This is a genomic window from Agrobacterium sp. CCNWLW32 (assembly GCF_037083425.1).
Classification (GTDB): domain Bacteria; phylum Pseudomonadota; class Alphaproteobacteria; order Rhizobiales; family Rhizobiaceae; genus Agrobacterium; species Agrobacterium radiobacter.
In genome coordinates this window covers 234,649-260,465 of record NZ_JBAOJM010000007.1, presented here as the reverse complement: position 1 = coordinate 260,465, position 25,817 = coordinate 234,649, and the positions used below count along the sequence as shown (strand labels likewise).

The following is a 25,817-nucleotide window of genomic DNA, read 5'->3' as shown; positions in this document are numbered from 1 at the left end:
CGTCGTCGCCAGCAGCGCTCGCCGCCCTCGTTCAGTGAGCGGACTTATAAATCCACCCCACCAAACAAGTCAACACAGCAATATCAAAAAAATCAAGAAATGTGACAGATACCTGATTTTAAAAGGGAATTTCGTTTTCATCAGCCGATCGGCATAAAACCACCCCGCCGTGCCTGTGGTTTTGCACAGGAGAACAGCCCAACGGGCGGCAAGGCGGGTCTCGCGCCTTCTTTTAGCCCCCTTCCTCGCTAATTGCTTTGCCAACGAAGCGTTAATACGAGACATGCCTGCGCGTGTCCTTATATGGGCTGTTGCGGCATGTCCGCCGGTGCGTCGACCGATTTGACTCACGGCTATGAAAGTTGCACACCTTCGCCTGAAGTTTCTGGAGAGCGCATGACCGACGGGGCACAGCTGGTATGACTGCGGATCGCAATGTGATCCGGTCGCTAGGCACAGAACCGCCAATTCTGGCGGAAGGACGCCGTGCACCCGATCGCCGCGAAATTTCGCTCAGATGGCTTTCCGGCACGTTCCTGACCGGCATTACCTCTTCCATATTGATGGGCGTGGCGCTGTTTGCCGCTCTCGACGGCCGCCAGCAGCTTGCCATTCCCGCCGAAGCCTTCGCCAAGGCGGATATGGGCAACAACGCTACGGAAGCCGCCCGTCGGGGCACACGCCTCGTCGCACCGAATATCGCGGCCCGGCCATCCGACCGGTCGATCATGGAAGTCTCCACCGTTATCAATGAAGGCGACAAGGAAGTGGTCCGCAAGGTCCCCTTCTCCCACGTCAAGATCCCGCTGGCGGCAAATTACGCCAAGCAGGACGACTATCCCGCCTTCGATCCCCTGAATATTTTCGCGAGCAACGAGGACAAGGACGCATCGGCGCCCGCACCAAGCCGGACTGGAACGATCTACGGCTCCGAGGTGGAATCCGAAGTCAGCCTGAAGACAGTCGCCTTTCCCGTTCAGCACTCCAAATATCCCTTCGCCGGCTCCCTGAGTTTCGACGAGGTTGAGGAGGCGGTACGTTCGAACGGCTCGATCCTGACGGATGGCAACGAACAGCTTGCCGCGCTCTATTACATCGACCCCCGCCGTTTCGATAATGATGAAGGCGATGTCGATATCACCGCCGGCCTCGCGGCCCGCGTCGTTGAACAGAACATGTCGGTTTCGACCCCGCAGTCAGCCTCGGTGCCCGTCAAGGAATATGCAGACGACGTGATCCCTGCCCGCCAGACCGAGACCATCGAAGCCGCCCTCTTTGGCGCCGGCTATTCGAAGGCACAGTCGTCGGAAATCGCAGGCCTGCTGTCGCCGCAACTCCAGTCGAACAATGTCGAAAGCGGCGACGTGCTGCGCGTCGGCATTATTCAGGAAGACGACAAGAGCGACATCGTGCGCGTGAGCCTTTACCGCAAGGGCCGCCACATGGTCACCATGGCCATTGATGACCGCAAGCGTTTCATCAAGGCCAGCGAACCGCCGAAGCTCGACGCGGTGGCGACCGCCTTCGACAGCACCCCGGCACCTGCCGCCGGTCGCGATCTGCCGAGCGTTTATGACGGTGTCTACCGTGCGGCCCTGGCTTACGGCATGAACCAGAGCATGGTTTCCCAACTCATCAAGCTTCTCGCCAGCAGCGTCGATTTTCAGGCGCAGCTCAAGCCGGCGGATACTTTGGAAGCCTTCTTCTCCGTGGAAGACGCAGATGGCAAGGCGACAGACAAGTCGGAACTGCTCTACGTCAATGCCAAGTTCGGCGACAACGAGACACGTTTTTACCGGTTCCAGAATCCGGACGATAACAGCATCGATTATTTCGACGAGAACGGCAAAAGCATCCGGCAGTTCCTGTTGCGCAACCCCGTTCCTAACGGCCGCATGACCTCAGGTTTCGGCATGCGCCGCCACCCGGTTTTGAAATTCAGCCGCATGCATACCGGCACCGACTGGGCCGCCGCCCGCGGCACGCCGATCATCGCGACGGGCAACGGCACCGTCGAGAAGGCCGGATGGGCCTCGGGTTACGGTAACCAGACCCTGATCCGCCATGCCAATGGCTACGTCTCTTCCTATAACCACCAGAGCGCCATCGCCAAGGGTGTCACCGAGGGCTCCAAGGTCCGACAGGGCCAGGTGATCGGTTATGTGGGGTCGACCGGCCTTTCGACCGGCGCGCATCTGCATTACGAGCTAATCGTCAACGGCACCAAGGTGGACGCGATGAAGGTGCGCCTGCCGGGTGGCAAGTCGCTTTCCGGCGATGCGCTCGCGCGGTTCTCCGATGAGAGAAAACGTATCGACAATCTGCTGAATATTGACGAAAAGCCCAATCAGGTGGCGAGCCGCTAATTCGCCGGACCTTTACCGCCCGAAAAGCTGCCAAATGAAAAGGGCTCCGTTTCCGGAGCCCTTTCGTTTTATGCCGCATCGGCCGTTTCGGCTTCGGCCTCGCCCTTTGCGGGCTTGACCTTGAACAGCAGCCGGTCGGTGCCCGAGGTCACCTTGACCCGCGAACCGTCAGGAACTTCACCGCCGAGGATCATTTCGGCAAGCCTGTCCTGAACCGCCTTCTGGATCACCCGCTTCAGCGGACGCGCGCCGTAAGCCGGATCGTAACCCTTGTTGGCAAGCCAGCTGCGGGCATCCTCATCCAGTTCGAGCGAAATCTTGCGATCGCCGAGCAGCGAGATGAGACGCTTCAGCTGGATTTCGACAATTGCACCCATCTCATCGCGCCGCAGGCGGTGGAAGAGGATGATATCGTCGATACGGTTGAGGAATTCCGGCCGGAAATGCGACCGGACCCGCTCCATCACCAGATCACGAACCGAATCCACATCGTCATTGTCGCCCATCTGCGTCATGAATTCCGAGCCGAGGTTCGAGGTCATGATGATGATGGTGTTCTTGAAATCGACGGTGCGGCCCTGGCCGTCCGTCAGACGGCCATCATCCAGCACCTGCAGCAGGACGTTAAAGACGTCAGGATGCGCTTTTTCAATCTCGTCGAACAGCACGACCTGATAGGGCCGGCGGCGAACCGCTTCCGTCAGGGCACCACCCTCTTCATAACCGACATAGCCGGGAGGTGCGCCGATCAGCCGGGCAACGGAGTGTTTCTCCATATATTCCGACATGTCGAGACGAACCATCGCGGTTTCGTCGTCGAACAGGAAGCGGGCCAAGGACTTGGTCAGCTCGGTCTTGCCCACGCCCGTCGGGCCCAGGAAGATGAACGAACCGATCGGCCGGTTGGGATCCTGCAGGCCGGCGCGCGAACGGCGCACCGCTTTCGACACCGCCTGAACGGCCTCGCCCTGCCCGACAACGGACTTGGCAAGCTCGTCTTCCATGCGCAGCAGCTTTTCGCGCTGACCTTCCAGCATCTTGTCGACCGGAATGCCCGTCCAGCGGGAAACGACATGGGCGATATTGTCGGCCGTCACAACTTCCTGAACCATCGAACCGACACCGCTGCTGTCGCGGGCTTCCGCCGCAGCCAGTTCCTTTTCGAGGCCGGGAATGATGCCATAGGTCAGCTCGCCAGCGCGCTGGAACTGGCCGTTGCGCTGGGCAATCGCCAGTTCGTTGCGGGCTTCGTCCAGCCGCTTCTTCAAGTCTGCGGCGTGGCCGAGCTTCTGCTTTTCCGCCTGCCAGCGGGCCGTCAGCGCATCTGCCTTTTCTTCCGTATCGGCCAACTCGTCCTCGAGCTTCTTGAGGCGGTCGGCGGAGGACTGGTCCGTCTCCTGCTTCAAGGCTTCGCGTTCGATCTTCAGCTGAATGATGCGGCGATCCAACTCGTCCAGTTCTTCCGGCTTGGAATCCACCTGCATGCGAAGACGCGAAGCAGCTTCGTCCATCAGGTCGATTGCCTTATCAGGCAGGAACCGGTCGGTGATGTAGCGGTTGGAAAGCGTCGCAGCCGCAACCAAGGCCGAATCCGAGATACGGACCTTGTGGTGCTGTTCGTATTTTTCCTTCAACCCGCGCAGGATCGAGATCGTGTCCTCAACGGTCGGCTCATCCACCAGCACCGGCTGGAAACGGCGGGCAAGGGCCGGATCCTTTTCCACATGCTTGCGATATTCATCGAGCGTGGTGGCGCCGACGCAGTGCAACTCACCACGGGCAAGGGCGGGCTTCAGGAGGTTGGACGCATCCATCGCGCCATCGGCCTTGCCGGCGCCGACCAGCGTGTGCATCTCGTCGATGAACAGGATGATGCCGCCATTTTCGGCCTGCACCTCGTTCAGCACAGCCTTCAGACGCTCTTCAAACTCACCGCGATATTTCGCACCGGCAATCAGCGCGCCCATATCGAGCGCCATCAGCTTCTTGTCCTTCAGGCTTTCGGGCACATCGCCATTGACGATGCGCAACGCAAGACCTTCGGCAATCGCCGTTTTACCGACACCGGGTTCACCGATCAGCACGGGATTATTCTTGGTACGGCGCGACAGGACCTGAATAGTGCGACGGATTTCGTCGTCGCGACCGATCACCGGATCGAGCTTGCCTTCGCGGGCTTCCTCCGTCAGGTCGCGGGCGAACTTCTTCAGCGCGTCAAAGCCCTGTTCGGCGTTGGCGCTGTCAGCCGTGCGGCCCTTGCGGATGTCGTTGATGACCTGATTGAGCGCCTGCGCCGTTGCACCCGCCTTCTTCAGGGAAGCCGAGGTGGAAGCGGAGCTTTCAATCGCAAGCGCCTGCAGAAGACGCTCGACGGTGACAAAACTGTCCCCGGCCTTCTTGGCAAGATCTTCCGCGGTCGAGAACACTTTGGCGAGCGGCGCGGTGAGCGAAAGGCCACCATTTCCACCGGAAACCTTGGGCAATTTCGCAAGTGCCGCATCATTGGCGAGACGCGCTTCCTTGGCGCTGCCGCCGGCGCGCTCGATCAGCGATGCCGCCATGCCCTGCTCGTCATCGAGCAGAACCTTCAGAACGTGTTCAGGCGAAAACTGCTGATGGTTTTCGGCAAGCGCAAAGGTCTGCGCCGATTGCAGAAAACCACGAACGCGCTCGGAGTATTTTTCAATATTCATAGTCAAACCTCCATAGACCGGCCCGCCCGCTTTCGGCACGGCTCCGGGTGTTAGGGTTGAGGCTCCCTCAAAAGGCAAGCCCCGCTACGACAGCCGTGTTCAAAGGATTTCACGATCGCCGCCTCTTGAAGGTCGGTCGCCGGCGAATGCGGCTTCCGTCCTTCCTGCACGAATATGGGAGGCATTTTCATCGGTTTAAAGGGGAGAAAATCCACCATCCGGGAAATTTTCATCCGAACTGACAGGCGTCAATTCGCCGCGTGAAATCCACGCTGACGGCCAGCGGAATGTTCATAGCCAATCGCAAAAAACAAAAAACTCCGGCAAGCCGGAGTTTTTCGATCGCAGAGTGGTTTGCAGAAGCTGCTTATTCGGCAGCGTTCTCAAGCGTGGCAGGTGCAGCGTCGTCACCGGCCGGCGCATCTTCGCCTTCGGCGCCTTCCGCAGCGGCGGTGCGGCGCGGACGGCGCGGGCGCGGCCCTGTTGCACGGCGTGTCTTCGGTGCACGTTCAGCCGTCGGAGCCTCCGCCTGCTGCTGCTCTTCCTCAACGGCCACTTCCATGGGAGTGCCTTCGATGACCGGCTGCGGCGCCTGGCTGGCGTCGTAAACCGGCGGCTGCTGTTCGGCGGCCACCTGCGGCTGGCGCGGCTGACGTTCCTGCCGCTCGCGGCGGTCCGGACGCTCACGACGCTCCTGGCGCGGTTCGTTCCGCTCAGTACGCTCCTGGCGTTCGGGCTGCTGCGCGCGCTCGACCTGTTCGGCCTGCTGCTGCGGTGCAACGACGCCTTCATCGCCGTCATTCACATCCATATCGTCGCCATCGGCACCGCTATATTCGCCGCGATCGTCGCGCTGGAAGCGTTCCTGCATCTGGGCCTGAGCCGAAGCGATGATGCGGTTATAATGTTCAGCGTGCTGCAGATAGTTCTCAGCGATCACGCGGTCGCCGGAACTCTGCGCGTCGCGCGCCAGAGCCGCGTATTTTTCCGCTATGTGCTGGGCTGTGCCACGGATTTTAACATCGGGGCCGGAGCTGTCATAAGTCCTGGTGAGCGGGTTGCCGCCCTTGCGGTTGAAGTTGTTGTTGTTACCGCCACCATTGTTATTGTTGTTGCTTCCACGCCCCCGGCCGCGCTTGTTTTGCTGTCCTGGCCTCATCAATTGCTCACCTGAATTCTGTTTTGCTGACAATCTGGTTGTTTTCATGCAATTCCGGGCGGAAAACCGCTGGAAATTTTTCCTGAAATTGCTCCATCACGCGCCTTGCCGAAGATAACCCCGGGACAAGACCTCGCGTATGACGACCGGCTGCGCAAATGCTGCACCGAGCCGCCTGCGAACAAAGTTTACTGATTCACATGCCGGAAACGCCCAGCCTTTCAGGGCTCTCAAAAGAACCCGCTTCGGGACTGACCCATACCCTGACGAATCTGTGTTCGTCCTCAGCCACCCGGCATGTGGCCGCAAACTATCCCGCTTCATGCGGAAATCCAAGCCTTTTCTTTTGCTGTGCAAAATATCCTTGCAAAAAATCCGCAGACATATCGCGAACAACTATCTCCGGAAGGTCAAAACTCTGTCGTTACCGCCATAATCCTTCACGGCGTCCAGAAGAGAGAAGCCGTGGGAAGCAAATATAGCGGAAACATCAAGCCTTTGATCGAAACCGATCTCCACACCGACAATCCCGTTTTCCACAAGAAAGCGGCCTGCATCGGCAGCGATGAGGCGGTACGGTGCAAGGCCGTCCTGACCTCCGTCCAGCGCCGCCATCGGATCGTGGTTACGAACCTCTTGGTCAAGCGTTGCGACGATATCAGTCCTTATATAAGGCGGATTCGACACAATTATGTCAAAGCTGCCAGAGATTTTTTCAAACCAGTCGCTGCGTATGGTCTCAAAGCGCGCGCCAAGATCATTTCGGGCCGCATTCCTGGCCGCCGTTTCCAGCGCATCGGCGGAAATATCGCTGCCGATGCCGGTGGCATCGGGGCATTCTTTCAACAGCGCCAGACAGATCGCGCCCGTGCCGGTGCCCATGTCCAGAATGCGGGCGCTGCCCTTGGCGGAGATGGCTTTTTTCAGCTCCGGCAACAGCGTGTCGACCAGAACTTCCGTATCCGGCCGGGGCTCGAGCGTCTCCTTTGACAGAAGAAGATCGAGGCCATGAAATTCCCGGTGGCCGAGAATGCGGTGAACGGGTTCGCCATTCGCCCGCCTTTCGATCATGGTGGCGATACGGGCGCTTTCTTCCGGCGTAACGACACGATCAGGCTTCATCACGAAATCGGTCAATGAAAAATCGATGACCTCCGCAATCAGGAGCCGTGCATCGAGAAGCGGATCATCGATCCCTGCCGCCTGCAGCCTTTTGCGGGCGGCGGCAAGCGCGCTCGCAACACTCGCTTCGCCCGCCGTACTCAAAGCTGCTCGCCGAGCTGGGCAAGCTGACCGGCCTGATAATCGGCGATCAGCGCATCCACGAGTTCATCGATCTCACCCTCGATCATCCGGTCGAGCTTGTAGAGCGTGAGGTTGATGCGGTGATCGGTGACGCGGCCCTGCGGGAAATTGTAGGTGCGGATGCGCTCGGAGCGGTCGCCGGAACCGACCTGGCTCTTGCGGTCCGCCGAACGTTCGCTCTCCACTTTCTGGCGTTCGATATCGTAAAGCCGCGAGCGCAGAACCTGCATGGCCTTGGCGCGGTTCTGATGCTGGGATTTCTCCGAACTGGTGACGATCAGACCCGTCGGAAGATGGGTGATACGAACGGCGGAGTCGGTGGTGTTGACGTGCTGGCCGCCCGCACCCGAGGCACGCATCGTATCGATGCGAATGTCTTCCGGGCGAATTTCGATATCGATGTCTTCCGCTTCCGGCAGCACGGCAACCGTGGCTGCCGAGGTGTGGATGCGGCCGCCCGCTTCCGTTTCCGGCACGCGCTGCACCCGGTGTACGCCGGATTCGAACTTCAGCTTGGAAAATACCCCTCGCCCGCTGATCGTGGCGATGATTTCTTTGTAACCGCCCGCTTCACCCTCGCTGGCGGAAAGCACTTCGACTTTCCACCCCTTGGTCGATGCGAAGCGCTCATACATGCGGAAGAGATCGCCGGCAAAAAGTGCCGCCTCGGAGCCGCCGGTGCCGGCGCGGATTTCAAGGATCGCGCTTTTTTCGTCCGCCGCATCCTTCGGCAGCAACAGGACCTGCATGTCCTTTTCAAGCTCGCCGATGCGGCTCTCGATTTCCGGCAGCTCCATTTCCGCCAGGTCGCGCATATCCCTGTCGGTCGTCTTGTCAGCAAGCAACGCCTCGAGATCGGCCGCTTCGGAGACCGCCTTCTCGTATTCGCGGATTTTCTTCACTACCGGCTCGAGTTCGGAATATTCCGAAGCCAGCTTCACATAAACATCCGCTGCAGGCCCGGCCGACATACGCGCTTCGATCTCGCCGAAACGTCTTTCCAACTCGCGCATTTTTTCGACGGGAAGCTTCGCCACCAGTCACTCCAATATTGAAACAGGTCTTTTTAAATGGGAATGGAATGCGTCGCCGCAAAGCGTAACAACACCTCGCGCGCGCTTTCCAGCGAATTATGGTCGTCCAGCGCCGCGTTCAGCTCATCGGCAAGGCGTGCGGCATCAAGCCCGAGCAGCATGGCCTTCACGGGGCCGATCGCCGTCGGCGACATCGAAACCGAACGGAAACCGAGACCAATCAAAGCCATGGCCGACAGCGGCTTGCTCGCCATTTCACCGCACAGCGTCACCGAAGTGTGGTGCCTTTCGCCGGCGCGCACGATATCGCGCAGAATGCGCAGGAACGGCTTGCCCAAATTATCGAAACGATCCGAAACACGAGCATTACCGCGATCCACCGCCATCGAGAACTGGAACAGGTCATTCGAGCCGACGGAGACGAAATCCACCTCCTGCATCAGCTCATCGAGCTGCCACATCAGCGAGGGCACTTCCAGCATCGCGCCGAATTGCAGCTTTTTCGGCAGCGCGTGGCTGAATTTCGAGAGATGCTGCACTTCCTTCTGGAGAAGGTCGCGCGCGGCGCGGATTTCGGACACTTCCGTCACCATCGGCAGCATCATGCGCAATTCAGCACCGGAGGCGGCGCGCAGCAGCGCGCGCATCTGCGTGCGCATCAGGCCCGGACGGTCGAGCGACAGGCGGATCGCCCGCCAGCCAAGCGCCGGGTTTTCCTCTTCCTGGCCGCGCATATAGGACACAACCTTGTCGCCGCCGATATCCAGCGTGCGGAAGGTGACGCTTTTTCCCTTCGCCTGCCGCAGAACGGACCGGTAGAAAGCCTCCTGCTCCTCGCCCTTCGGCATGTTGGAGGCAATCATGAATTGCAGCTCGGTGCGGAACAGGCCGATGCCATCGGCGCCGGATTCCTCGAGCTGCGGCAGGTCTACGAGAAGACCCGCATTCATCTTGAGGTTGACTTTCTGGCCATCCTTGGTGATCGGCTCCACATTGCGAAGCGCGCGGAACTGCTCCTGGCGCTTGGCGCGCAGGCGCACCTTTTCCTCATAGGCGCGCTGCAAATCCGACATCGGGCGCAAATGCACCTGGCCGTCATCGCCGTCGATGATGATGGGATCGTTATTTTCAGCGAGGGCGACGATGCCTGTCGCCTGCCCGATGATCGGAATGCCCATGGCACGCGCCACGATGACGACATGGCTCGTCACCGCGCCGTCTTCGAGCACAAGACCGCGCAGTTTTTCGCGCGGATAATCCAAGAGTTCGGCGGCACCCATGGCGCGGGCCAGAACGATGGCGTCGAGCGGGAAATCCTGCTCAGGACCACGCCCGCCGAAACCGATGAGCTGGCGCAGCAGCCGGTTGGCGAGATCGTCGAAATCATGCATGCGTTCGCGCAGGTAAGGATCGGTCAGGCGCATCATGCGCGCCTTGGTGTCGCTCTGCACCTTTTCGACAGCCGCTTCCGCCGTCAGGCCGTTGCGGATCGCCTCTTCCATGCGGCGTACCCAGCCCTGATCGTGGGCAAACATGCGATAGGTTTCGAGAACTTCGCGATGTTCTCCTTCGGTCGGCACGTCACGGCGCTGCAACATGTCGTCGATCGACAGGCGTAGCGACCCAATGGCATCGGCAAGACGCCGGATTTCCGTATCCGCATCTTCATTGAGGAGATTGGTGACGACAATGCGGGGATCGTGCAGCACGACGTGACCAAGACCGATGCCTTCGCCATAGGCGTCGCCATCGATGGAAACGGCACGCGTCAGATCAAGCTCCACACCGGGGCGGGTGATCTTTTTCAACTCGCCGCTCGCCACTATTTCAGCGATAAGCATCGCGGTTGTCTCGAGCGCTTCAATTTCATCCTCCCGGTATGTTCGGCTGGCCTTGTTCTGGACCACAAGAACGCCAAGAGTGCGACCGGAGCGCAAAATCGGCACGCCGAGGAAGGAATGATAAATTTCCTCACCGGTTTCAGGAAGATAGCGGAAAGCCGGATGCGCCTGCGCATCGGAAAGATTGAGCGGCTGGGCCGAAGCGGCAATCGTGCCGACAAGACCCTGCCCCATTTTCAGCTGTGCGAGATGCACGGCATCCTTGTTGAGACCTTCGGTGGCGTAAAGTTCCAGCACGCTGTCGGAGCGCAGCACGTAGACCGAGCAAACCTCCGCCACCATGTTGCTGGCAATCTGACGGACGATCTGGTCCAGACGGTCCTGCGGTTCAAGGTGCTCCGCCATCATTTCGCGCAGCCGCTTGAGCAGGACGCGCGGACCTGCGGAAAGGTCTCTCATCGCGTTTGCTCCCCGACGCTTCCGATCCGAATGTCATAATATTCGAGAATCAAAACGTCATTTAAAAATTTATAGCGCGAGAAGCGCGTCCCGCAAGGGACACGCTTTCATGAAACGCCACATCGGAAGAACGCAACTCCGAAGAATCGGAGCATCGGGAACCGATGTCTCGGCTTCAAGCCTTATCGAGGCCGTAGGCGGAATGCAAAGTGCGGACCGCAAGTTCGGCATAGGCGCCGTCGATCAGGATCGAAATCTTGATCTCGGACGTAGTGATCGCCTTGATGTTGATGTTCTTCTCGGCAAGCGCCTTGAACGCGCTGGCGGCAACGCCGGCGTGGCTGCGCATGCCGATGCCGATGACGGACACCTTGGCAAGGCCGGTTTCGTTCTGTGCGACGTCGAAACCGATCTGGGCCTTGTTGTCATCCAGAACCTTCAGAGCCTTGGCAACATCGCCCGAGGGAACGGTGAAGGTCATGTCGGTGCGCGAACCATCTTCGGAGATGTTCTGCACGATCATGTCGACATTGATATGCGCTTCAGCGAGCGGCCCGAAGATCGCGGCCGAGACGCCCGGACGGTCGGCCACGCGGCGCAGCGAGATCTGTGCTTCATCCTTGGCATAGGCGATGCCGGTTACGACTTCCTGTTCCACGATTTCATCCTCGTCACAAATCAAAGTACCGGGCGGGTTGATGAGGTCGCCCATGCCCGGCGCATCGGGATCCTCGAAACTGGAGCGAACGAAGGTGCGCACCTTGTGTACCATGGCAAGCTCGACCGAGCGAACCTGCAGAACCTTCGCGCCGAGAGACGCCATTTCGAGCATTTCCTCGAAGGCGATCTTCTTCATGCGGCGAGCCTTGGGCTCGATGCGCGGATCGGTGGTGTAGACGCCATCGACGTCAGTGTAGATGTCGCAGCGATCTGCCTTGACGGCGGCAGCGATGGCGACAGCGGACGTATCCGAGCCGCCGCGACCGAGCGTCGCGATGCGGTTGTCAGGACCGATACCCTGGAAGCCGGCAACGACGGCAACCTGGCCTTCGCCCATGCGGTGGACGATATCCGAACCGTCGATCTCGAGAATGCGGGCGGCGCCATGCGCATTGTCGGTGCGGATCGGGATCTGCCAGCCCTGCCAGGAGCGCGCATTGATGCCCATGGATTGCAGCGTGATCGCCAGAAGACCCGATGTCACCTGTTCGCCTGATGCGACAACCGCGTCATATTCGCGCGCGTCGAAGAACGAAGCGGCGTTGGCGCCGGCAACCTTCGCGGCGTTCTGCACCCAGTCCACCAGCTCATTGGTTTTGCCGGACATGGCGGAAACGACCACGGCCACTTCATGGCCGGCATCCACTTCGCGTTTCACATGCCGTGCGACATTGTGAATGCGTTCGAGGTTCGCGACGGACGTGCCGCCGAATTTCATGACAATGCGAGCCATAGCCTTGACCAGTACCATCCCATTTTCCCGCCGGCTCCCTCTGGAAACGGACGGACAAGAACAAACCCAGTCGGCCCTTCCTGACAAAGAGCCTCAAGTTGCGGGTCTCTTAGCGAAAAGGCGGGGGGCACGCAATGCCGTTTATGAACCATGCGGTACGCCTTTTTCGGGAGCCTGAGCATGGAACAATGGCGCAAGGAAGCGCCGGCGGGATAAAGCACACGCAAAAGAGCGTACCGCAGTGCACTGTACAAACGGGCCCATTCGCAGTATGAGCGCGGCAATGCAACCGGCCAGATGGCCGAAATGGCCTGTATCGGCTGCCCCGGAGACTTTAGGACCTATTGGTTTCGGGCGGATGCGGGCAGCTTCATATCCGAAAGACGGTAGATGACAGACACCCAGGGTATCGCCCCGGCGATCGCGCAGGCGTTGGAAAAACGCGGCTACAAAGATTTGACCCCCGTGCAGCAGGCCATGCTTGCGCCGGAACTCGCCGACAAGGACGCGCTGGTTTCCGCGCAGACCGGTTCCGGCAAGACGGTCGCCTTCGGCATCGCGCTTGCGACCACGCTGCTGCGTGACGACAACCGCTTCGGACAGGCTTCCGCGCCGCTGGCGCTTGCCATTGCGCCAACCCGCGAACTGGCCATGCAGGTCAAGCGCGAACTGGAATGGCTTTATGAGTTTGCCGGTGTTTCCATTGCCTCCTGCGTTGGCGGCATGGACATCCGCAATGAGCGGCGGGCGCTGGAGCGCGGCGCGCACATCGTCGTCGGCACGCCCGGTCGTCTCTGCGACCACATCAAGCGCAATGCACTTGATCTGTCCTCCATCCGTGCGGTTGTGCTTGACGAAGCCGACGAGATGCTCGACCTCGGTTTCCGCGAAGATCTGGAATTCATTCTGGAAGAATCGCCCGACGATCGCCGCACGTTGATGTTCTCGGCCACCGTGCCGCGCAGCATCGCCAAGCTTGCCGAAAGCTACCAGAAGAATGCCGTGCGCATCGCCACTGCTTCCGAACAGAAGCAGCATGTGGATATCGAATATCGCGCCATGCTGGTGTCCCCGGCAGACCGCGAAAACGCCATCATCAATGCGCTGCGCTTCTATGAAGCCCGCAACGCCATCGTTTTCTGCTCCACCCGTGCGGCCGTCAACCATCTGACAGCGCGACTGAATAATCGCGGCTTTGCCGTCGTGGCGCTGTCGGGCGAATTGACCCAGAACGAGCGCACCCATGCGCTGCAGGCCATGCGCGATGGCCGCGCCCGCGTCTGCGTTGCGACCGACGTTGCCGCGCGCGGCATCGACCTGCCGGGTCTCGAACTCGTCATACACGCCGACCTGCCGACCAATTCCGAAACGCTTCTGCACCGTTCCGGCCGTACCGGCCGCGCCGGTCAGAAGGGCGTTAGCGCCATCGTGGTGCCGGTCAACCAGCGCCGCAAGGCAGAACGCCTGCTTGAGGGCGCCAAGGTCAGCCCAGCATGGGTTCGTCCGCCTTCCGCCGAAGAGATCGTCGAGCGCGACGGCGCCCGGCTTCTGGCCGATCCTTCGCTGACCGAGGCTGTAGCCGACGACGAACGCGATTTCGTCACCAAGCTCCTGGAACAGCATGGCGCGGAAAAGGTCGCCGCCGCTTTCGTGCGTCTTTACCACGCCGGACGGTCTGCACCTGAAGACATCACGGAAGTCTCGCTGGACAACAGCCGCAAGCCGCGCCGCGACAGTTTCGAGACGGTCGAAAACGATGCCCCGCGCCGCGAACGCTCCGATTTCGCCGACAGCGCGTGGTTTTCGCTGTCCGTCGGCCGCAAGCAGAGCGCCGAGCCGCGCTGGCTCATCCCCATGCTCTGCCGCTTCGGCAAGATCACCCGCCAGGATATCGGCGCGATCCGCATGCAGCAGACGGAGACCTTCGTGGAACTGGCGGCCGATGCCGTCGACCGTTTCACCTCCGCCATCGGCAAGGACATGATGCTCGAAAAGGGCATCCGTCTGAAGGCTCTGGAAGGCAAGCCGGAAATAACCGGCGGCTTCCGCGAAGATACGCGTCCGGCCAAGGCCCAGCGCAAGTTCAGCAAATCGGACAATGCGGCCGCTCCCCGCGACGACCGCAAGACTGACGACAAGCCCTGGAAAAAGAAGAAGCCCTTTGGCGACAAACCTAAATACGAGGGCAAGAAGGACAGGCCTTTCGAAAAGCGTGGGCCGAAGCCGACAAAGGGCTGAGGTCGACCCTTCGCAAGCCTCGGAAATTTCGGATCCCGTTCATTCGGGGCCTGAGGCCGGCGGCAAGGTTTCTGCCGTCATGCCGGCCTTGAGCCGGCATCCAGCCACGGCGCTTCGCGCCGTGAGAAGACTCTCCCGCGATCAAGGACTTGATCGCGCCGGCCCCCGGACTAAATCCGGGGTGACGGTGGGGTGCTACGAATTCGCCAAACTATTTGGGTCGCCTCCAACAAAAAAGCCCCGCTTTCGCGGGGCTTTTTTATTTCCATCAATCAAAACGCCTGCAATCAGAACTCCAGCGCGCGGTCGCCGTTTTCGTCCTTGATGCGGTTCGGAAGACCGATCTTGTTCAGAATGTTCAGGAACGGCTTCGGCGGCAGTTCTTCAACGTTCGCCATCTGCTTCACGTCCCATTCGCCTGTCGCAATCAGCATGGCGGCGGCGACCGGGGGAACGCCGGCGGTGTAGGAAATGCCCTGCGAGCCGACTTCCTCATAGGCTTCCTTGTGGTCAGCCACGTTGTAGATGAAGACTTCGCGTTCCTTGCCGTCCTTGATACCCTTGACGATATCGCCAATGCAGGTCTTGCCGACATAATCGGGCGCCAGAGAAGACGGATCGGGCAGCACGGCCTTCACCACCTTGAGCGGCACGACTTCAAGGCCTTCAGCCGTCTTGACCGGCTTCTCCGACAGGAGGCCGAGGTTCTTCAGCACGGTGAAGACATTGATGTAGTGATCGCCGAAACCCATCCAGAAGCGCACATCCGCGCCGTCCATGTTCTTGGACAGCGAATGCACTTCGTCGTGGCCGGTCATGTAGGCCTTCTGCTTGCCGACGACAGGCAGGTCGAATTCCTGGCCGACTTCGAACATCTGGTTCGTCTGCCACTCACCCTTCTGCCAGGAATAAACAACACCGGTGAATTCGCGGAAGTTGATTTCCGGATCGAAGTTGGTGGAGAACCAGCGGCCGTGGCTGCCGGCATTGATATCGACGATATCGACCGAGGTGACCTTGTCGAAATAGTCATCCTTGGCAAGACGCGCATAGGCGTTCACCACACCCGGGTCGAAGCCGACGCCGAGAATGGCGGTAATGCCCTTTTCCTTGCACTCTTCCGCGCGCTTCCACTCGTAGTTTCCGTACCACGGCGGCGCTTCGCAAATCTTGGTCGGATCCTCGTGGATCGCCGTATCCATATAGGCAACACCCGTGTCCATGCAGGCACGAAGAACGGACATGTTGACGAAAGCCGAACCGACATTGATGACGATTTCCACGCCGGTTTTTTTGATCAGGGCTTTCGTCGCCTCGATATCCATCGCGTCAAGCGCATGGGCCTCAAGTTTCACATCAGTCTTGAGGCTCTTCTTTTCGCGTACGGACTCGACAATCTTGCGGCACTTTCCCAAGGTCCGTGACGCAATATGAATGTCTCCCAATACATCGCTGTTCTGGGCGCACTTATGCGCCACGACCTGTGCTACGCCACCGGCGCCGATGATCAGAACGTTCTTCTTCATTTCAGGTGATGCCTCCTTTTCCCCGCAGGGATAAGCTTCGTTGGATGTTGAAACAGGGTTTAAGACAGGCTTTGCTCGAAATCGGCAAAGTCGAATTCACGAACGGCGCGCACGGTGCCGTCCAGTTCCTTGATGGCGATCGCCGGCATCTTCACGCCGTTGAACCAGTTCTTCTTGACCATGGTGTAACCGGCCGCATCCTGGAAGGAGATGCGGTCACCGACCTTCAGCTCCTTGTCGAAACGGAAGTCGCCGAAAATATCGCCGGCGAGGCAGGACTTGCCGCAGACCATATAGGGATGTTCGCCCTCATTCGGCGACACCTTGGCGGTTTCGCGGTAGATCAGCAGATCAAGCATATGCGCTTCGATCGAGCTGTCGACGATGGCGAGGTTCTTGCCGTTGAACAGCGTGTCGAGAACCGTCACTTCGAGCGTCGTGCTCTTGGTGATCGAGGCTTCGCCCGGCTCAAGATAGACCTGCACGCCGTATTTTTCCGAAAAGGCGCGCAAACGGTCGCAGAACTGGTCGAGCGGATAATTGTCGCCGGTGAAATGAATGCCGCCGCCGAGGCTCACCCATTCGGCGCGCGACAGCAGCGATCCGAATTTTTCCTCGATCTGCGTCAACATGCGGTCGAACAGCGAGAAATCACCGTTTTCGCAATTATTGTGGATCATGAAGCCGGAAATGCGATCCATGACCTTGTCGACCTTGGCGACATCCCATTCGCCGAGGCGGCTGAAGGGGCGCGCGGGATCGGCAAGATCAAAGCTCGAGGAGCTGACCTGCGGATTGAGACGCAGACCGCGCGTGATGCCGGAAGCCTTGTCCGCGAAACGCTCGAGCTGACCGATCGAATTGAAGATGATCTTGTCGGCATTCGCAATCACCTCGTCGATTTCATAATCGGCATAGGCGACGGAATAGGCATGGGTCTCGCCGCCGAATTTCTCGCGGCCGAGACGCACCTCATAAAGCGATGACGAGGTGGTGCCATCCATATATTGCGACATGAAATCGAACACCGACCATGTGGCGAAGCACTTCAGCGCCAGCAGCGCCTTGGCGCCGGATTTTTCCCGCACATAGGCAATCTTCTCCATGTTGCGAAGAAGTTTTGTCTTGTCGATAAGGTAATAGGGCGTCTGGAGCATGTCGTTTCACATATTGATTGAAGTCAAGGTACGTCTCGATGATGGGCCTTATATGATGCTTGTGACAGGAAAACAAATGTCCGGCACCGAATTCCCGGAAAATAGCCCCCCAGCCGAAATGCCTGTGAAGAAAACACCTTCCCTTGCGGAACCAAGCCGGCATGGGCGCGTTTGAATGACGGACAGGCGGGTGTTTCGGCCGCCGTAACGAAGGTTCGTGAGCGGCGGCAATCTGTAACATACCGCCATTCCCATCAACGATGTTCAGGAAGGACTTCACCTATGGCAAGCGTGCGTAGCAACGTGAATGACAAGATCCAGCAATCCCTCGAAAACGGTGATGCAGCCGATGTGGCGGCGCAGCTCGCCCAGCTTCGCGAAGATCTGGCAAATCTTGCCAAGAGCGTGAAGGCGCTCGGCGTCGGAGCATCGCACGAGCTAAAGGCGCAGGCAGCCCGTGTGGCCGATGACGCGCTGACCGCGTCCGGCGAAATGGCCGACAGCGTCCGCAGCGAAATCTCCACGCTGAATGACAATCTGACCGACCACGTCCAGAAGAACCCGCTGCAATCGCTCGGCATCGCCGTCGGCGTCGGTTTCGTGCTCGCCCTTCTGACGCGTCGATAAGGCCGCGCTCATGCTTGAGGCATTGCTGGTCTATCTGGGGGAGACCCAGCGCGAAGGGCGCGTCGTCACAAGGCGATTGCGCGCGACCATAATCCTGTCGGTTCTGACCGGGATATTCTTTCTGATCGCCTTCATCGCCGCCGTGGTGGCGGGGTCCATCTATCTTGCCCGGCATGTGGGTGCAGGCCCCGCGGCGCTGGTCGTCGCCGGCACGGCATTTCTGCTCGGCGTCATCATGCTGGTGGCGCTGGCGATCGTCAAACGCCCGAGAGTCTATGCCGCACGGCCTGCAGTCGCACCTTTCACGGCAGCGCCGCTTGCCGCAGCACCGCTGGCCCTGCAATCGCTGCTGACACTGGCGATCCAGGCGCGTCCCTATGCAACGCTCGCCGTGGCTGTCGCGGCCGGTTTTCTGGCCACCAGGGTCAATACGAAAAAGTCCAAGTAATTTCTTGGCGACACGGCAAGGCAAACCGCGCATCCAGACGATGGATGCGCGGTTTTTTTTATGTTACCCGCGAAGGATAGACTGGTTGATGGCATCCTGCGCCACGCCGCCCTTATTTGAACAAAGTGACATAGAGTCTCGGCGCGTCCGTAATTTTCTGAAAGGCAATTGATGAAGAAGAAAGTCCTTGTCGTCGGCGGTGCCGGCTATATCGGTTCGCACACCTGCCTTCTCCTGTCTGAGCGAGGATATGAACCTGTCGTTTTCGACAATCTGTCCAACGGCCATGAGGAATTCGTCCGCTGGGGACCCTTCGAACAGGGCGATATTCGCGACCGGGCGCGGCTGGACGAGGTCTTCGCCAAACACCGGCCGGAAGCCGTTCTCCACTTCGCCGCACTGATCGAAGTCGGTGAATCGGTCAAGCAGCCCGTGGCTTTCTACGACAACAACGTCATCGGCTCGCTCAACCTGCTCTCCGCCGCCATCGATGCCGGCGTCACGTCATTCGTTTTCTCCTCCACCTGCGCCACGTATGGTTTGCCGGAACAGGTGCCGATCGACGAGACGCACCGGCAGGCGCCGATCAACCCCTATGGCCGCACCAAATGGGTGGTGGAGCAGGCGCTGAAGGATTACAGCACCTATAAGGGGCTTCGCTCCGTCATGCTGCGCTACTTCAATGCCGCGGGCGCGGATTTCGAAGGCCGCATCGGCGAATGGCACAAGCCGGAAACCCATGCGATCCCGCTTGCCATCGAGGCGGCGCTCGGCCGGCGTCAGGGCTTCAAGGTGTTCGGCACGGATTACGACACACGCGATGGCACCTGCGTGCGCGACTATATCCACATTCTCGATCTTGCCGATGCGCATGTGAGGGCGGTGGATTATCTGCTGGATGGCGGGGAAACCGTCGAACTCAACCTCGGCACCGGCACCGGCACCACGGTGAAGGAACTGCTGGCGGCGATTTCGGAAGTCTCCGGCCGCCCCTTCCCCGTTGAATATACCGGACGCCGCGACGGCGATTCCACGACGCTTGTCGCGAATAATGACAAGGCGAAAGAAGTTCTGGGCTGGGAACCGCGTTATTCCCTGGCCGACATCATCAAATCCGCCTGGGCGTGGCATTCCTCCCGCAATGCCGGGGACTGAGTAATCAGCGACCAGATACAAAAAAGACACCGGCCTTCTGGCCGGTGCCTCCCGCGGGACGGCTGATGAAAGCCGGTCCCGCTCCTGCCTCCCAGGTATGGGAATTAGGGCTTGGTGGCGGACGTCGTCGTGCTGTCGGGAGCCGCCGGCACTGCCGCATTCTTTTCGCTGGCCTTCTGTTCCAGCGTCTTGAATTCGGGAGCGGCCTTCAGCGTTTCCGCCGTTTCCGTCGTCGTCAGGCGGATCGTGCCGTCCTGCGCATTACGCGTCATCGTTACCTTGTCCATGGGAACGGCAACGTCCTTTGCGCCGATGCCCAGGAAGCCGCCGACGCCAATCACAGCCGCAACGAGACCACCATCTTCTTCCATGATCAGGTTGGTGACGTTACCGATGCTTTCATCGGCCGCTGTATAGACCGACTTGCCGATATAGTCGTTGGCGCTGACCTGCGTTTCTCCCTGTTCGGTCAGATAGGCGCCGCCCGTCGTTGCAGCCGCGCTGTCATTGGCCGCAGGAGCCGCAGGCGTCATGGGGGTGGCAGGGGTCGCCGGCTCCGTCTGCGTGCTCGGATTTGCCGGCGCAGGCTGGGTAGTGCCCTGAGCGATGGCCAGCGGCGCGAAAGCCGTCGTGCCCATCAGGGCGGCGGTGACGAGTATCGTAAGTTTCTTAGCCATTTCGTACCTTCCTTTCATCGTTCTCAACTGGCCGGCGGGGATGAATTTCATGTCCGCTTTTCGGCCGGTTCGTCTGGCAAACGGGTTGGTCGTTGAAATAGTTCCGATTTTTTCAATCACACCGACGCAATTGCGGCCTGCCGCAACAACCGAAGGTAAAAATCAGGCATTGCTAAAGGGGGATGGCACGGTATTATCCGTGTCGTAACAATGCCATAACTGCCGGAGTTTTTTGTATGCCTCGACCCGGCGACAGACTGAAAGACATGATCTCGGCTTTGCGTCGGCGCAGTGCGAATTTTTTCCCCACCGCCTCCATCGGCACCTATCTGGTGGTGATGGCGACTGTCATCACGCTCCCGCTCATTCTTTTCGGCGGCTATCTGATGCTCCGCCTCGAGGCGGAAAAACGCGACGACCTGCAGCGGGAAACCATCGAGGATGTGCGGGTGGTCTCCCGCAACATCGACCGCCGCCTGCAGGAAATCGCCACCTCGCTCAATCTCCTGTCGCAATTTCCGGAACTCGAGAACGGCAACCTTGCCGCATTTCAGGGACGCGTCGCAGACAGCCTGAAGCGGGAGGGCCTCTACGCCATTCTCGCCACCAAGGACGGCCAGCAGCGTCTCAACACCCGGGTGCCCTATGGCCAGCCACTCGGCAAGGTGCCGGAGGAAGCCAATCTGGCCAGGGCGGTCGACTCCCGTCGCATCACCGTCTCGGACATGTTTTTCGGCTCGACCAGCAAGGAATGGGTGTTCAACGTTACCTTGCCGCTTGGCCCGGAACTGGATTCGGCCGGGGATGCCCTGATCCTGACGCAGAATGCCAGCGACCTCAGCCGGCTGATCCCCACGGAAAACCTGCCGCGCAACTGGGCGGTCGCCATTATCGACGGGACCAATCGCGTCGTCGTTTCCAGCGCGCAGGATGAGGCGGAAGTGGGCAAACCCTTCGTCAACCCTGACGTACTCTCGGAAATGCAGGCCTTCAGCGGCAATTTTTTTGACGGCAAAGGTAATCTCTATGCCTATGCCCAATTGCCGGGCTGGCAATGGAGGACCGTGATGTGGGGGCCGCTTGCGGCGAGCCAGGCGGTGCTGGTGGATACATGGCGACAGATGATGATCGGCAGCCTTGTGCTGGTGCTGATCGCCATTGGTGGCGCCTATCTGGTCGGCCGGCAATTGCGCAGCTCCATTCGTGACCTGACCCTGATGGCCGAGCGCATCGGCGAAGGCGAAATCGTCGCCCCTGTCGATACCAAGATAAAGGAAGCGAACCAGGTCGCCATCGCACTCTCCAACGCGTCTTTTGACAGAAGCCAGTCGGAAGAGCGGCTGCAATTGCTGCTGCACGAACTGGTGCACCGCTCCAAGAACATTCTGACGCTGGTTCAGGCGATGATACGGCAATTGGGGCGCGAGAATAAAAGCATTCCGGAATTCCAGAAGGAGGTGGATCACCGCCTGCGCGGTCTTGGAATGTCGATCCGGGCATTGGCGGAGGTTCAATGGCAGGGCCTGCCTATCCGCAAGCTGATCGAGACCCACCTCGATGTTTTCGGCACCGTGGCGCAGCGCATCATGCTGGTGGGAGATGATTTCATGCTCTCTCCGGAAGCGGCGCAGAATTTCGGCCTGGTAATCCATGAGCTGACGACGAATTCCATCAAATATGGCTCATTGTCGGTTCCATCAGGAAAAATCACGGTGCGATGGCAGTCGCTTGAAAAGGACGGGCGGCAGATGATCCATCTCGTCTGGACCGAAACGGGCGGACCACCGGCGAGAGAGCCAAGCCGCAAGGGCTTCGGCACCACGGTCATCAAAAGGCATGCGGAAGGCGCCTTCGGCGGGCAGGTGGTGACGGAATATCGCGAATCCGGCTTCGAGTGGTCTCTGGAAGCGCCGATCCGTTATTTCACGCCCAAACGATCGGAACAGACAGGCACGCACTGAGGCCGTCCGCTGGCGGGCCGTCTCCGCCATACGGATAGCAAAAAGCAGCGAAAAATGGCTGATATCTTGCGTAATGTTAAAAAAACGCATTTTTCGGGAACCGAATCCGGCCATGCGTGTTTTTACTGCAGGCCAAGCAATTCCCCCGTCCCCGCCTGAAGCTTGGCTGAAAATAAACAGGTTTCACCCCTGAAAACCTGTCATAAAAATAGCACGGCTCTTTCATGGGCCGTGCTTTTTGTTTTTTATCTTCACGAAATGGAAGTTAGACCCGGCTCTGCGAGGAACAGACGGATTTCAGGCGTCCGCGCTGTCGCCGGAGGGAAATCTCAGCCGGTAGACGATCCGTTCAGGCGTCAACTGATACTCGGCGCTTCCCCCCAATGCGGACGGAACCACCTTTTCCAGCACGACACTGCCGAAGCTGCCGCGCCGGGCCTCCGCCGGCTCTTTCGACGGCATCATCGGCTCATTCCATTCGACGACATAAAAATCACCCTCCTGGCGACATTGCAGGGTTATGGGCGGGTGGTAGGCAAGATTGCCGCTATGGCTGACGGTGTTGACAACCAGCTCATGGAAGGCAAGTCCGATATAGAGCGCACCATTCGGGTTGAGGAGAAGGTTCTCCCCTTCCATATGGATGAGGTTCGGATATTCCGGCACGTAAAGATCAAATTGCTGGCGCAGCAGCTCGAATATACGCGCACCCCGCCAGTCCGAATCCGTGATGAGATCCTGACTTTGGGCAAGAGCGTGCAGCCGCCCCCGGAACTTGCGCAGAAAATCATCCTTGGTGAGGCTGAAGCGGGCCGTCTGGCCGGCAAGGCTCTGGATGATCGCCAGCAGGTTCTTGGAGCGGTGGCTGACCTCGCGCAACAGCGAGCGCAGAAGCTGCTCGCGCCGCCTTTCCGCCGTCACTTCGCGAATGGTGGTTTTCATCACCACCTGGTCCGTTTGGTTGAAGGTGGAATGGACTTGAAACTGGAAGACGCGATCATTGCCGGCATTGACTTCCAGCATGCCGCGGCTGCCCGCCGTGTGCATGTCCTTCTTGAGTTCGGCAAGCCGCGCTGACAGATCGTTGCCAAACAGATTTTCATCTGTCGGATGGGAATCTGCCGGAAGTTTCCAGACATCCGGCAGATTGGCCACGAATATATAGTCGCGGTTCCAGTCCTGCAGCATGACTGTCTCACCCGAATCGAGCAAGGCGAGGACGAGCGAGTCGTGAAGTTCGCTTTCGTTCCTCTCCGCGTTATGCCATGCCAGCCGATGCAAATTCATCTCCTTGCAGAAAGCCGCGGGGCATCCCCACGACCGTAACCGCCAACGCCCGGGCACCAGACTGGTTCCCGGTCAGTCCGCGGTTTCGGCAAAATTCACGCCGCGACGCGTGAGCTTTCGTTGAAAAACAGGGCTTGGCTGATAAGCGCTTTCACCATGTCCGGATTAAACGGCTTCGTCACAAGGAAGGTCGGCTCCGGCCGCTCGCCCGTCAGAAGACGTTCGGGGAAAGCCGTGATGAAGATCACCGGGAGGGTGGTCATCTGCAGGATGTCCTTCATCGCATCGAGACCGGAACTGCCATCGGCGAGCTGGATATCGGCGAGGATCATCTTCGGCTGGGTGCGATGGAAGAGCTCGAGCGCTTCGGTGTGGGTGCGGGCAATGCCCGTGACACGGTGGCCGAGATCGGTGACCATCTGTTCGATATCCATGGCGATCAGAGGCTCGTCCTCGATGATCATGATATCGGTCGCCACCTGCCGGGCGATTTCAGACGCCGCCTCATCGATCAGCTTGCCGACCTGATCTTCGGAGACCTTCAGAACCTCTGCGGTTTCCGATGGCGTGAATTCTTCGACAGTCGTCAAAAGGAAAGCCTGACGGGCCAGCGCCGGCACGGCGGAGAGGTTGGCCGAGGCGCGTTTTTCCCATCCCGACAGGTTTTCATCGGTCTTAATATTGATCGTGACGGAACTAAAGATCGATACGAACAATTGATAGAGCGAAACGCGATCGCCGCTTGTCTGCGGGAAAATGCTGATATCGGCGATCAGAGCTTCGAGTGTTGCCGCAACATAGGCATCGCCCGTGGATTGAGAGCCGCAAACGGCACGCGCGAACCTGCGCAGATATGGCAGGTGCGGTGCGATGCGTGTAGAAACTGACATGGAATTCTCCCCTTTCATGCGGTCTGCAGCGCAAACCCACGATAGCAACGTGCGCATCGCAAAAATAGTTCCGGATCGCCGGAACTATTTTTTTTACCGCGCATTATTTGCCACGACACAAAAGGAATACCGGACGTTATGAACATATTTCAATCGGACCAAGAATCTCCGGACAATCCAGCCGCCCCCCAGGTCCCGCACTCCGGGCGGGCGGTGATTTCCCGTAAGCTCAGGGAGCTCTACGATGCCGTTCAGGAAGAGGGCATCCCTGACAAATTCCTCGATCTTCTCGAGAAACTCGATGAAGCCGAAAATAAAGCCAAAGCCAAGGCTTCGGAGGAATGATGGCGAAAGAGCCAGAGCAGACAGAATACAATTTCAAGCGGGAAATGCTGGCGGCGCTGCCAAACCTGCGGGCATTCGCGATATCGCTTATCCGCTCGAGGGATCGTGCTGACGACCTCGTGCAGGACACGATCATGAAGGCCTGGGCCAAACAGGACAGCTACCAGCCGGGCACCAACATGCGCGCATGGCTGGTGACGATCCTGCGCAACGAGTTCTATAGCCAGATCCGCAAATCCGGCCGTGAGGTGCAGGATACGGACGGGGTCTATACCTCGCGCCTGTCAGTCCCGCCCGAACAGCATGGTTCGGTGGATCTTCAGGATTTCCGGGCAGCACTCGCAAAGTTGCCGGATGACCAGCGTGAAGCCATCCTGCTGATCGGCGCCTCGGGTTTTGCCTATGAGGAAGCCGCCGAAATCTGCGGCTGCCCGGTCGGCACGATCAAGAGCCGTGTCAGCCGTGCAAGACTGCGCCTGCAGGAATTGCTGGGCATCGAAAACGAAAACGAGTTTGGTCCGGACGCGCAGATGAGCGCGGTCACCGCCGCAGCCACGGCGCGCTGAGAAAACCGAACAGCCAAAACGGGCAGGCAGTCGCCTGCCCGTTTTTTTATGTCCGCTTTTCAGATGCCGGTTTCCTTCACCGATTGCATGACCACGAATGTCGAGGTGTTGGAGACGGATGGCAGGCTGGAGATCTTCTCACCGAGTACCCTTCGGTATTTGCGGATATCGCTGGTGCGCACCTTCAGAAGATAATCGAAGGCGCCGGCGATCATGTGGCACTCCTCCACTTCCTTGATCTTGCGCACCGCCGTGTTGAACTCCTCCAGCGCCTTTTCCCGCGTATCGGAGAGTTTCACCTCAGCGAAGGCGATGTGATCGACGCCGAGCTTCTCCGGGTTGAGCATGGCGCGGAAGCCGAGAATATAGCCCTCATCCACCAGCCGCTTCAGCCGCGTCTGGCAGGGCGTCTTGGAAAGGCCTACCCTTTTCGACAATTGCAGAACGGACATGCGCCCATCCTCGCTGAGCGCCTCGAGAATCTTGAGATCGAAGTGGTCCAGACCGTCTGTTTTCTGACTGTTTGCCATGTGATTTCACGCCAAATCTGAAAAATAAAAGTTCATATTGCCTGTTTTATCCTGAAAATAGGGCCATAGCAATTTCTGCGATGATGATATTGTCTGCGAC

20 protein-coding genes are annotated in these 25,817 nt (G+C 59.2%); 8 read left to right on the top strand and 12 right to left on the bottom strand.

What is annotated here, in order from left to right; translation table 11 throughout:
- The first annotated feature begins 419 nt into the window (after positions 1-419).
- Positions 420-2,366, top strand: coding sequence for a M23 family metallopeptidase (locus tag V6R85_RS16960; RefSeq protein ID WP_020811344.1), 1,947 nt, complete (start codon positions 420-422; stop codon positions 2,364-2,366).
- A 68-nt stretch (positions 2,367-2,434) separates the two neighbouring features.
- On the opposite strand, the gene clpB is transcribed toward V6R85_RS16960, so the two are convergent.
- From clpB to V6R85_RS16930, 6 genes are all read right to left on the bottom strand, one after another.
- Entirely contained in the window at positions 2,435-5,059 is a 2,625-nt protein-coding gene (clpB, locus tag V6R85_RS16955) for an ATP-dependent chaperone ClpB (RefSeq protein WP_003508767.1), read from the bottom strand.
- A gap of 367 nt (positions 5,060-5,426) precedes the next feature.
- The gene (locus tag V6R85_RS16950) at positions 5,427-6,218 is read right to left on the bottom strand and encodes a DUF4167 domain-containing protein (protein ID WP_099086375.1); all 792 of its coding nucleotides are present in this window, start codon (positions 6,216-6,218) and stop codon (positions 5,427-5,429) included.
- 396 nt (positions 6,219-6,614) lie between these two features.
- Positions 6,615-7,484, bottom strand: coding sequence for a peptide chain release factor N(5)-glutamine methyltransferase (gene prmC, locus V6R85_RS16945; protein ID WP_060727492.1), 870 nt, complete (start codon positions 7,482-7,484; stop codon positions 6,615-6,617).
- On the bottom strand, positions 7,481-8,560 hold the full coding sequence (prfA, locus tag V6R85_RS16940; protein WP_020811729.1) for a peptide chain release factor 1: 1,080 nt from the start codon (positions 8,558-8,560) through the stop codon (positions 7,481-7,483). Before prfA ends, prmC begins: the two co-directional genes overlap by 4 nt.
- 29 nt (positions 8,561-8,589) lie before the next feature.
- Positions 8,590-10,857, bottom strand: a complete 2,268-nt coding sequence (ptsP, locus tag V6R85_RS16935; protein ID WP_003508762.1) for a phosphoenolpyruvate--protein phosphotransferase — start codon at positions 10,855-10,857, stop codon at positions 8,590-8,592.
- A 175-nt stretch (positions 10,858-11,032) separates the two neighbouring features.
- Positions 11,033-12,310 carry an aspartate kinase gene (locus V6R85_RS16930; RefSeq protein WP_003508761.1) on the bottom strand — a complete coding sequence of 426 codons (1,278 nt, stop codon included), beginning with the start codon at positions 12,308-12,310 and terminating at the stop codon, positions 11,033-11,035.
- A 390-nt stretch (positions 12,311-12,700) separates the two neighbouring features.
- On the opposite strand from V6R85_RS16930, the gene V6R85_RS16925 reads away from it, so the two are divergent.
- Positions 12,701-14,548: a DEAD/DEAH box helicase gene (locus V6R85_RS16925; protein WP_003508759.1), complete on the top strand. Its 1,848-nt coding sequence runs from the start codon at positions 12,701-12,703 to the stop codon at positions 14,546-14,548.
- A gap of 287 nt (positions 14,549-14,835) precedes the next feature.
- Here the strand turns inward: V6R85_RS16925 and V6R85_RS16920 are convergent, their stop codons facing one another.
- On the bottom strand, positions 14,836-16,074 hold the full coding sequence (locus tag V6R85_RS16920; protein WP_003508758.1) for a saccharopine dehydrogenase family protein: 1,239 nt from the start codon (positions 16,072-16,074) through the stop codon (positions 14,836-14,838).
- 59 nt (positions 16,075-16,133) lie between these two features.
- Positions 16,134-17,231 carry a carboxynorspermidine decarboxylase gene (nspC, locus tag V6R85_RS16915; protein WP_003508756.1) on the bottom strand — a complete coding sequence of 366 codons (1,098 nt, stop codon included), beginning with the start codon at positions 17,229-17,231 and terminating at the stop codon, positions 16,134-16,136.
- A gap of 282 nt (positions 17,232-17,513) precedes the next feature.
- Between nspC and V6R85_RS16910 the strand changes: the two genes are divergently transcribed.
- The 3 genes from V6R85_RS16910 to galE all read left to right on the top strand — a co-directional run bounded on the left by V6R85_RS16910 (position 17,514) and on the right by galE (position 19,461).
- Positions 17,514-17,858 (top strand): DUF883 family protein, encoded by a 345-nt coding sequence (locus V6R85_RS16910; protein WP_003508755.1) that lies wholly within the window; start codon positions 17,514-17,516, stop codon positions 17,856-17,858.
- Positions 17,859-17,868: 10 nt separating this feature from the next.
- Entirely contained in the window at positions 17,869-18,306 is a 438-nt protein-coding gene (locus tag V6R85_RS16905) for a hypothetical protein (RefSeq protein WP_020810995.1), read from the top strand.
- Positions 18,307-18,477: 171 nt separating this feature from the next.
- Positions 18,478-19,461, top strand: coding sequence for a UDP-glucose 4-epimerase GalE (galE, locus tag V6R85_RS16900; protein WP_060727493.1), 984 nt, complete (start codon positions 18,478-18,480; stop codon positions 19,459-19,461).
- Positions 19,462-19,565: 104 nt separating this feature from the next.
- Here galE and V6R85_RS16895 read toward each other — a convergent pair whose 3' ends face one another.
- Complete coding sequence (locus V6R85_RS16895) at positions 19,566-20,138, bottom strand: PRC-barrel domain-containing protein (RefSeq protein WP_060727494.1); 573 nt, start codon at positions 20,136-20,138, stop codon at positions 19,566-19,568.
- Between the two features lie 236 nt (positions 20,139-20,374).
- On the opposite strand from V6R85_RS16895, the gene V6R85_RS16890 reads away from it, so the two are divergent.
- Positions 20,375-22,099, top strand: a complete 1,725-nt coding sequence (locus tag V6R85_RS16890) for a sensor histidine kinase (protein ID WP_003508750.1) — start codon at positions 20,375-20,377, stop codon at positions 22,097-22,099.
- 297 nt (positions 22,100-22,396) lie between these two features.
- On the opposite strand, the gene V6R85_RS16885 is transcribed toward V6R85_RS16890, so the two are convergent.
- A complete protein-coding gene (locus tag V6R85_RS16885) occupies positions 22,397-23,386 on the bottom strand; it encodes a sensor histidine kinase (protein ID WP_035213313.1) in 990 nt (329 codons plus the stop codon).
- Between the two features lie 95 nt (positions 23,387-23,481).
- Complete coding sequence (locus tag V6R85_RS16880; RefSeq protein WP_003508747.1) at positions 23,482-24,276, bottom strand: response regulator; 795 nt, start codon at positions 24,274-24,276, stop codon at positions 23,482-23,484.
- Between the two features lie 138 nt (positions 24,277-24,414).
- Between V6R85_RS16880 and V6R85_RS16875 the strand changes: the two genes are divergently transcribed.
- Both V6R85_RS16875 and V6R85_RS16870 read left to right on the top strand, forming a co-directional pair.
- Positions 24,415-24,621 (top strand): NepR family anti-sigma factor, encoded by a 207-nt coding sequence (locus V6R85_RS16875; RefSeq protein WP_003508746.1) that lies wholly within the window; start codon positions 24,415-24,417, stop codon positions 24,619-24,621.
- Positions 24,621-25,187: an RNA polymerase sigma factor gene (locus V6R85_RS16870; protein ID WP_003508744.1), complete on the top strand. Its 567-nt coding sequence runs from the start codon at positions 24,621-24,623 to the stop codon at positions 25,185-25,187. Before V6R85_RS16875 ends, V6R85_RS16870 begins: the two co-directional genes overlap by 1 nt.
- Positions 25,188-25,246: 59 nt before the next feature.
- On the opposite strand, the gene V6R85_RS16865 is transcribed toward V6R85_RS16870, so the two are convergent.
- A complete protein-coding gene (locus tag V6R85_RS16865; protein ID WP_003508741.1) occupies positions 25,247-25,717 on the bottom strand; it encodes an Lrp/AsnC family transcriptional regulator in 471 nt (156 codons plus the stop codon).
- Positions 25,718-25,817: the final 100 nt, after the last annotated feature.